We start from the raw sequence: 9,307 nt of genomic DNA on the forward strand, positions 1-9,307 counted from the left end.
AAAATAATTACTGTACTTTTTCGAATCCGCCTCGTTTACTACCCGCGGCCAAACGCTCTCCATAGAGTTGCTTAAAACTCTCGTGTAAAGGACGATTATTGTAAGTAGACACCCATGCTCGTAATAAATGGCGCTTTTCATCGCCTTCTTGATCAACGTAACTATCTCTCGAATGATAAATAACATGATTGTTGACCATCATTAAATCACCGGGCTCAAGACGGAACTTAATATGAAAATCCTCTTGAGATGCTAATTTTTGAATACGGTCGATGCCGTCGATAGCTTTAGGTTCAAGAGTTTTTCCAATCGCATCGTAGGTCGCCTTAATATAACTGCCCAGTAAAAAGCTCGAGAAATATCCTGACTCTTGGGTAAAAACAGGGATATCAATAAGGTGATTCATTCCGTCAGGCTTTAATGGTGTTTGATGATTTATCTTAAAGCATTGCTTTAGCGCCGCTAACTCCTCAGGAAAGTCTTTCTGCATTGCTTCGAAAATAGCTATTGAACTGACCACTCGACTATCACCACCTTGTTTAGCATTGTGTAAACACAAAAGCCCTGCCATATCACTTAGATCAGTATGAAATTCAAGATGAGCATTCGTTTGGTAAGGTCGATTATTGGTTTGCTTCTGAGTTTGATTATCTTTAATACCTTTGTTAATGACGTCATCGATCGTGACATTAACATCTTTAACATGAGAGATAAAATCACCAATATTGTTTTGGTAAAGTATATGACCAAAATAGGTTAAGAAATTCAAGTAAGTAGCTTCTGTCTTATCGATATCTTTCATTATCGGAAAGTTTTTTAGTATCACGACGCCGCAACCATTTTCTATTTTATTTGTAATGGCATCTACTTTTAACTGTAACTCCGAGTCCAAAGAAGGCATTTTATTTTCTAAATTAAAACTACCAATCTCCAAAAGCTGATCGTAAAATCGATGAGGTAATTCAGCGTAAATATCATTTTTGTTGAATTTACGTGCTTGCCAGGATTTGTTCATGATTTTTCCTAGTCTTAGTTAATGGGGAAAATTCCAGTTGCATCACCATAGAATGCACCATCATTAAACATAAAATCACCAGAAAAAAACAAATTACCTTTTTTGATTTTTTTTGACGTTAGTTCAAGAGTGAACTTGATATCTCTTGATGAAATCATTTTACGATAATGCATCATGTTTTGAGTGATATAGATCTCTTTCGTTTTTTCTTCTAGGTTATAGTCAAGATGAATTAATATAATTGCAGATTGTTGAAAGAGTATTTGTGCGGCAACAGCAGATAGGTGAAAGCTATTGTCGGTACTTGGGTAATAGTCTGTTACACGAAAGTCAATTTCAATAAAGCCAGATTTGTGTTTGACTGAATTTAATTTAAAAAAATCTTGGCGAAAACCATCGGTCAAATAAGAAGAAGTTAGCTTTGAAAATCGGTTTTCTGGAATTATTTCAAGTGACGGACAAGATAGCTGCTCGTCAAGCAACTTAGCAGTTGTGTCTAACATGATATGACCTGTTTTATTATTATTATTTACAGCGCAATATCATCAAATTTTTTAAAATGATATTAAGCAAAAGTCTGGACCAACCAGTTTTCCAGTTTATTGTTGTTCTGTCAATAAAGAGTTCTACTCTATGATTTAAATGAGATATTGAAAATTGTAGAAATAGAACATCCAGCAAAGTATTAAGCGTATGCTTAATACTTAAGTTAGTAGAAGCGACAATGTAAAAACATCAATTAAAAAGAAGCAGAAGCTACTAATTACAATTAATTAGTAGCTTCATTTAATGTATTAATTATTTAAAGTTGTCTGAGTTAACAGTCGTGAGTTTCTTTTATTTTGACAACATTACTTTTTTTAGGTGGGAAGGTGGGTTCAAAGTCACCCAGCTCAATTGCCTCATTAATCTTATTTAATAAGTCGACATCCATCACACCATAGATCTCATGGAAGCTATTGATCACAAAATAAACGCTTTGGTAAATATCAATCCGATAGGGCGTTCTTAATGCGGTCATTAAGTCAAATGGTTTTCTTTCTGGTTTTGCGTTTTCCAGGCTATAGGGCGTTTCCCCGATAGATGATAAGATACCGGCTCCATAAATACGTAATCCTTCAGTTTTTTGAATTAAACCAAACTCTACCGTAAACCAAAACAATCGAGCGAGGTATACACGTTCTTTTTTAGACGCATGTAAGCCCAGTTTTCCATAGTTCTCAACAAACTTTGCAAACACAGGATCGGTCAGAAGTGGACAATGACCAAAAATTTCATGAAAAATATCCGGCTCTTGTAAGTAATCCAATTCTTCTGGTGTACGAATAAAGGTCGCTGCAGGAAATCGTTTCGAAGCTAATAACTCGAAAAATTCATCAAACGGAATGAGTGCAGGTACTGCAGCAACTTCCCAACCGGTTGCTTTTTTAAGCGCGCGATTCACGTCAGGTAATTGCGGAATTGAATCGCGACTTAAACCGAGAATATCCAGACCTTGCATATATTCATCGCAAGCTCTATTTTTGATAACCTCCATTTGTCGGTCGTATAGTGTCTTCCAGGTTTGATCTTCGATTGGTGTGTAATCAATAAAACCTGAATCATTCGGTGTTTTTGCAACGTATGCTGTACTCATTGATTAAACCTCCGCAAACTCTTGTTGGTGCAACCATTCTGCCTGCTTGGGTGCGCGTTTTGTTTTAGACCAATCTTCTAACATTTCCCATTTTACTGCATCGAGTTTTGCCATCATTTCGTCACTGGCAGTTACCGTTGTTAACTCAAGACGATGACCATTAGGGTCAAAAAAGTAAATCGATTGAATAATTTCGTGGTTGGTTGGCCCGACAACTTCAATACCTTGTGTTTCAAGAGCGCGTTTGGCATTGAAAAGAGCTTCTCTATCGGATACCTGAAGGGCGATATGTTGAACCCATTCAGGTGTGTTTTCGTCGCGTCCCATTTCGGGTGAGTTGGGCAATTCAAAGAAAGCTAAGATATTACCTTGTCCGGCATCAAGAAAGACATGCATATAAGGGTCCGGTTCTTTAGTTGACGGCACGCGATCTTCAGCAATTGCCAAAATAAAGTCCATGTTGAGGACTTTGTTGTAGAACTCCACGGTTTCTTTGGCGTCTTTACAGCGATAGGCAACATGATGAATTTTTTCTATGGATATAGTCATAATTACAAGACACCACGTTTTTGCTGATCGCGTTCAATTGACTCGAACAGTGCCTGAAAATTTCCCTCACCAAAGCCTTGATTGTTTTGGCGCTGAATTATTTCAATAAAAATGGGACCGAAAAGATTTTTCGTAAATATTTGAAGTAGGTAAGAGTTTTCATCACCATCGACTAATACTTGATGATCTTGAATTCGTTGGTGATCTTCGGTCACATTGGGAACACGGTCAAAAATGGTTTCATAATAATCATCGTGTATATCTAGCGTATCGATGACTGAGTGATCAATTTTATCGAGAGAGTCGAGAATATCATCGGTTTCAAAAGCAATATGCTGTACGCCCGGCCCATTATATTCGCGAAGATACTCATCAATTTGATTGCGATCGTCTCCTTTACCTTCATTAATAGGAATGCAAAAACTGCCATCAGGAGAACGTAGAGCATAAGATAATAGGGCGGTTTCTTTGCCTTTAATATCAAAATAACGCACTTCGGTAAAACCAAAGACCTTTTTATAAAACTCTGACCATTGTTCCATGGTTCCTTTGTATACGTTGTTGGTTAGATGATCGATTCGTTTAAAGCCTTTATCTTCGACAACAACAGCTTCATCCAGTGTTTCAAAATCGTCGGAATAGATGGAACCCTTGGCACCAAACTTATCAATGAAGTAGATTATCGAATCACCAATGCCGTAAATGGCAGGATATGGGAGATCTTTGTCACTATCGCTTACCGATTTAGCGCCACGTTCGACGGCAATATTCAATGCGTTAGTTGCATCGTCAACTCGCCAGCCCATTGAACAAATGGCAGGACCGTGAGATTTTGCGAAGGCCGCAGAGAAGCCCTGCTTTTCTTCGTTGAGTAAAAAGTGAATGTCATGTTGATTGTAGTAATAGATATCTTTGGTTTTGTGCTTTTTTAATTTGGAAAAGCCAAAAGCGGTAAATACATTGTGCATAAAGTCTGAGTCGGGACTGGCAAATTCAGTAAATTCAATGCCTCTTAGCCCTAAATAATTTTCCGTAGTCATAGCCTTCTACCTTTTGCAGAATATCGTTATGTTATCTTTAACAAGAAAGGTATCGGTTACAGGGATGCTTTATATTGATTTGGATCAACCAAGTGTTGTGAAAGAGCACAGACCAGTCTCTCTCACCAGAATTTCACCATGTTTTGGACCGAATATTCGTTAAATCAGTGAGATACAAAGGTATTATCATCTGTTTTCTACTCAAAAGCTCTCCGCCGAGAGTGGTAAGTTCATTGACGTGATTAGCCAATTTTTGTGTTTGCTGACGCGTCTAACCGAGAATTCTACCCTCTGTCTTCAATGGTTAGACAACGCGCCAAATAAAACCTTTATAGGTAAACCGTAGAACCTTTAGCAGGAACCTCGACGTTCAAGTTTAATGTTTGCTTTAATTTGGATTGTAAGACTTGGAGAGCATTACTCTCACCATGCACTAGAAATATCGGTGGCTTATTTTGAAAATGACTGGCCCATTTAACGAGTTGGGTTTGGCCGGCATGAGCAGAAAATCCACCGAGCGTATGGATTTGGGCTTTCACGGCAATCATTTGTCCAAAAAGTTTAATACGGTCGACGCCATTAACCAGTATGCGTCCCAAAGTGCCATGCGCCTGATAACCGACAAACACCAGGTGATTGCTGGAGTCCCATAAACGATGTTTCAAATGGTGACGAATTCGACCACCTGTACACATTCCGCTACCGGCGATAATTAAGCACAAGTGTTTCTCTTCATTGATTGCAATTGAATCTTCAACGTTACTAATAATATTTAAATTCGGTAAAAAATTAATTAAGTTGCTGTTCTGCATTTCCTTCATACAGGCAACGTCTAAAGGATCAAACTGAGACTGATTTTGCGCATAAAATTCAGTGACCGACTTTGCCATTGGGCTATCTAAATAAACTTTCCAGTGTTTGAGCAATCCTTCAGCATGAAGTTGTCCCAATTTAAATATCAATTCTTGAGTGCGACCAACAGCAAATGCAGGCACCAGAATATTGCCCCCTTGACGTTCAGCTTGCTTAATAATGTCTCGCAACTCCTGCAACGTTTGATCGCTGTCCTTATGATCGCGATCGCCGTAGGTGCCTTCCATCAGTACCCAATCGGCATTATGAATAACATCCGGATCACGCATTAACACGGTATCGTCATTACCCAGGTCGCCAGAAAAAACTAAAGTGCGATCGCCATCATCGTCGTGTAATATCAATGAAACAATCGCTGAGCCTAGAATATGCCCGGCATTATCAAAACGAAACGTAAACGCTGAATTAATGGGGTGAGTTTGATAGTAGGGTATCGCATCACATAAAGACAATGTCTTGTGAACATCATCCATATCATATTCTGGTGTCAGCAATGTCTCACCAGCTCTTATTCTTCGCTTGTTTTCGTTCTCGATATCTCTCAAATATAACTTGCAAGAATCTTCCAATAAAATTCTCAATAAGCCGAGAGTCCCTGCCGTACAATAAATTGGACCCTTAAATCCTGCAGCAACTAAACGCGGTAATTGGCCTGAGTGATCCAAATGCGCGTGAGACAAAATGACTGCATCAATCTCGCTTGGTTCAAATGGGAAAGGTTCACTGGGGTCATAATCATTATCTCTCCGATCTTGTTTCATCCCACAGTCAAGTAAAATGTTCTTACCTTTGTGCGCGACGCGGTGGCAAGATCCGGTAACTTCTTTCGCTGCACCAAAAAGCGTTAAATGCGTAGTAGGAATTGAGTAGACCATCAGTAAGCTCCAAATACAGATCTTTGGTATCGAGGGTTGTGGTATTAGCGAAAACAGACACCAAACCTGCTAAAACATCTTTTGTTAATTAATCGTTCAATAAATATAAGCTTTATTTAATATCAAACACGACTTCGCATATTGAAATATGATTCGACTTAATAATAGCAAATATCCAAAGAGTCATAAGACTTAAAATTAAGTCTGTTATTATCCCTTATATTACATTATCTTATTCCATTAGTGCTTTAAATAATCTCTTAATTAATGGTAACTTTTTAGGGCAATTCATTTTGAATGAGATGCATCATCAAACGCTTGGCTTAACTACAGCAGAAGCAGAAAAGCGATTAGCCAAATACGGACCTAATGAGCTACCAAAGCCGTCGCCTCCTGGACTAATTTTTTTATTCTTAAAGCAGTTTAAAAGTCCTTTTATTTATGTCTTGTTAATCGCTGCGATAGTGTCCTTTGCGCTAGCTCAAACACTCAATGGAATTTTTATTCTTGCGGTATTGTTGTTAAATGCGTCGATAGGTTGTGTTCAGGAGTTCTCCGCAGAAAAGGCAGCACAAGCACTCAATGCCTTAGTCCCTCAACAATCGAATGTCATTCGCGATGGTCACGTATTAAAACTAAACTCTAGCGACATCGTGGTGGGTGATATTGTTTCTCTTGCCTCTGGCGATGCTATTCCTGCAGATGGTCAATTGCAGACAAGTGACAATTTGTCCGTTAATGAATCATTGTTGACCGGAGAGTCCATTGAGGTTGAAAAAAATACAGAACCGAAGGGATCTGAGAGAGCTTTGTCTAACTCAGATAGGCAGCAAGTCACAAAGAATGATAACTCAAAACAAACAACTACCAATCGATGCTATGCCGCGACGTCGGTCGTTCGTGGTCGTGGGCTGCTTGAAATAACCCATACCGGCCAACATACTGAAATCGGTAAAATTGCTACTGCAGTTACAAGTTCTGGTATGGCAAAGCCGCCACTACTTCAACGGATCGAACGTTTTACATTGCGCGTTACTTTTTTTACTTTAGCCGTAATTGCACTCATTTTTATTATTACGTTGAGTCGTGGCGAAGCATTATCTCAGGTTTTTTTCTTAGGCGTCGCCTTAGCGGTTTCGGCGATCCCAGAAGGTTTACCGGCTGCGATTACCGTGGCATTAGCTATTGGCATGCGACGTATGGCAAGACAAAATGTCATTGTGCGCTCTTTACTCGCTGTGGAAAGCCTTGGCTCTTGTACCTACATAGCATCCGATAAAACAGGTACATTGACAGTTAATGATATGACGATTCAATCGATTGTATTGCCTGGCGGTAATAAGTTTTCAGTAACTGGCGAGGGCTTTGATTTAGATGGTTCGATAGATTCAGAAAGTAGCAAACAATCGTCTTCTGATGCTGACTGGAAAACCATTAATCTTTTATGCCAAGTTGGTGTATTGAGTAATGAAGCTGAGCTTTACTTAAAAGACAATGAGTGGCATGCGGAAGGCGATCAAGTCGATATTGCTTTCTTAATCCTTTATAACAAACTCGGTCAATCACATATCGAATTTGAGCAAAGTTCAAAGCTAATATCCCGAATTCCTTATGAGTCAGCCAAAGCTTATAGTGCCGCGCTTCATCAATTAAGTGATGGATATTGTTTGTCAGTAAAGGGGAGTGCAGAAAAAGTTCTTTCAATGTCTAAATTATCTGACACAGAAGATGAAGAAATAAAACAACAAGTTCATGACTTGGCAGAGCAAGGTTATCGAGTTTTGGCGTTAGCAACAAAACAGCTATCGAAGCGTCCGGATGAGATAGATCAAGAACTCGATCAGTTAAACTTCTTAGGTATTGTCGGAATTATTGATCCAGAAAGGAAAGAAGCTTTAGCCGCTGTAGAAGCCTGTCACGAAGCCGGCATTCAAGTTGCAATGGTAACAGGCGACCATCCTGTTACTGCTCAGGCAATTGCTAAAAAATTGCACATTCAAAGTCACGATGAGAAGGTTGTCACTGGTGATCAGATACAAAATCTAAAACTTTCTGACCCAGAAGCTCTAGCCAAAGCGATTAGAACAACGCATACATTTGCACGTGTTAAACCGCTTGAGAAACAAATCATCGTTGAAGAATTGCAAAAGCAAGGTCACTTTGTCGCTGTAACCGGCGATGGTGTTAATGATGCTCCAGCTTTGAAAACTGCACATGTTGGCATTGCCATGGGCAAACGCGGAACTGATGTTGCTCGAGAAAGTTCTGATCTGATCTTAACGGACGACAATTTTTCTTCCATCGTTAAGGGAATCATCCAGGGACGCATTGTTTACGCCAATATTCGAAAAGTCGTGTTCCTTTTAATATCAACCGGAGCGGCAGAAATTTTACTTTTTATTTTGAGTTTGCTGGCCGGCTTACCGCTTCCTCTGTTTCCAATTCAGTTACTTTGGCTTAACTTAGTTACGAACGGTGTACAAGATGTTGCACTTGCTTTTGAACCTGCTGAAGGTGATGAACTCAAGCGAAAACCAAGAGATCCTAAAGAATCGATATTTAATCGAATAATGATTGAACGAGTCGTTGTTAATGCTCTATTTATGGGATCAATAGCCTTCCTGCTGTTTTCATTAAGCTTATCTTATGGTTTGTCTGAAAATGAAGCTCGAAATTTAACGTTATTGCTTATGGTGTTATTCGAAAACATACACGCATTGAATAGCCGCTCTGAGACTCAATCTTTATTCCGGATGCCTTTTTTTAGTAACCCGTTACTCATTGCCGGAATTCTAATTTCTCAAAGTATTCATATACTGTCACTTTACTCAGAAACAATGCAAAAATTACTGGGCGTTATGCCCGTTACTTTAAATGAGTGGATGACTTTGGCGTCCATTGCCTTAGTGTTGTTTGCCGTTGACGAATTACACAAGTGGTTTCACAGACGTAAAACATCGATTCTTTAAGAGAGCCAATTTAAAAGAATTTCGACATTGTTTATTCCTTGCTAATGACATTGCTGGAAATTCAAGCACCTTAAAATCCTACGATAAAGATTACTCCGAATTTTTATGCGTTCTAACTCGCGATTAACACGCGTCTTGTCCACAAACACATTTTATCTAGTGTCTATACAACCGAATAATTTTTGATTATCAATCATACAGATAAGAATGATCATTAATCAGTTAATAGGAAATATTTGTGACATATTACCAATATCTCATTATCGGTATAAACAATTTGCGCATCTCGTTGGACTATTAAGAATAAGTAATTTGTGAATTGATTAATTAAATTTTCTTTTTGGAATTTA

At 38.8% G+C, this 9,307-nt stretch carries 7 protein-coding genes; 1 reads left to right on the forward strand and 6 read right to left on the reverse strand.

Annotated features, from left to right (window positions below):
• Positions 1-7: 7 nt before the first annotated feature.
• From FAX86_RS16140 to FAX86_RS16165, 6 genes are all read right to left on the reverse strand, one after another.
• Complete coding sequence (locus FAX86_RS16140) at positions 8-1,015, reverse strand: TauD/TfdA family dioxygenase (protein WP_144394503.1); 1,008 nt, start codon at positions 1,013-1,015, stop codon at positions 8-10.
• 14 nt (positions 1,016-1,029) lie between these two features.
• On the reverse strand, positions 1,030-1,518 hold the full coding sequence (locus FAX86_RS16145) for a hypothetical protein (protein ID WP_144394504.1): 489 nt from the start codon (positions 1,516-1,518) through the stop codon (positions 1,030-1,032).
• A 314-nt stretch (positions 1,519-1,832) separates the two neighbouring features.
• Positions 1,833-2,651 carry a phenylalanine 4-monooxygenase gene (gene phhA, locus FAX86_RS16150; RefSeq protein WP_144394505.1) on the reverse strand — a complete coding sequence of 273 codons (819 nt, stop codon included), beginning with the start codon at positions 2,649-2,651 and terminating at the stop codon, positions 1,833-1,835.
• A gap of 3 nt (positions 2,652-2,654) precedes the next feature.
• Positions 2,655-3,200 carry a VOC family protein gene (locus FAX86_RS16155; RefSeq protein ID WP_205859230.1) on the reverse strand — a complete coding sequence of 182 codons (546 nt, stop codon included), beginning with the start codon at positions 3,198-3,200 and terminating at the stop codon, positions 2,655-2,657.
• Positions 3,201-3,202: 2 nt separating this feature from the next.
• Positions 3,203-4,240, reverse strand: coding sequence for a 4-hydroxyphenylpyruvate dioxygenase (gene hppD, locus FAX86_RS16160; protein WP_144394506.1), 1,038 nt, complete (start codon positions 4,238-4,240; stop codon positions 3,203-3,205).
• A gap of 329 nt (positions 4,241-4,569) precedes the next feature.
• Positions 4,570-5,988, reverse strand: coding sequence for an MBL fold metallo-hydrolase RNA specificity domain-containing protein (locus FAX86_RS16165; RefSeq protein WP_144394507.1), 1,419 nt, complete (start codon positions 5,986-5,988; stop codon positions 4,570-4,572).
• Between the two features lie 302 nt (positions 5,989-6,290).
• Between FAX86_RS16165 and FAX86_RS16170 the strand changes: the two genes are divergently transcribed.
• On the forward strand, positions 6,291-8,957 hold the full coding sequence (locus FAX86_RS16170; RefSeq protein ID WP_144394604.1) for a cation-translocating P-type ATPase: 2,667 nt from the start codon (positions 6,291-6,293) through the stop codon (positions 8,955-8,957).
• The last annotated feature ends 350 nt before the right edge of the window (positions 8,958-9,307 follow it).

This window comes from Pleionea sediminis, assembly GCF_007570825.1.
Lineage (GTDB): Bacteria > Pseudomonadota > Gammaproteobacteria > Enterobacterales > Kangiellaceae > Pleionea > Pleionea sediminis.

What these genes read in the sequence shown, in the direction of transcription:
- FAX86_RS16140 (WP_144394503.1), bottom strand. Translation starts at nt 1,015, where the DNA reads ATGAACAAATCCTGGCAAGCACGTAAATTCAACAAAAATGATATTTAC.
- FAX86_RS16145 (WP_144394504.1), bottom strand. Translation starts at nt 1,518, where the DNA reads ATGTTAGACACAACTGCTAAGTTGCTTGACGAGCAGCTATCTTGTCCG.
- hppD (WP_144394506.1), bottom strand. Translation starts at nt 4,240, where the DNA reads ATGACTACGGAAAATTATTTAGGGCTAAGAGGCATTGAATTTACTGAA.
- FAX86_RS16170 (WP_144394604.1), top strand. Translation starts at nt 6,291, where the DNA reads ATGCATCATCAAACGCTTGGCTTAACTACAGCAGAAGCAGAAAAGCGA.
- FAX86_RS16165 (WP_144394507.1), bottom strand. Translation starts at nt 5,988, where the DNA reads ATGGTCTACTCAATTCCTACTACGCATTTAACGCTTTTTGGTGCAGCG.
- FAX86_RS16155 (WP_205859230.1), bottom strand. Translation starts at nt 3,200, where the DNA reads ATGACTATATCCATAGAAAAAATTCATCATGTTGCCTATCGCTGTAAA.
- phhA (WP_144394505.1), bottom strand. Translation starts at nt 2,651, where the DNA reads ATGAGTACAGCATACGTTGCAAAAACACCGAATGATTCAGGTTTTATT.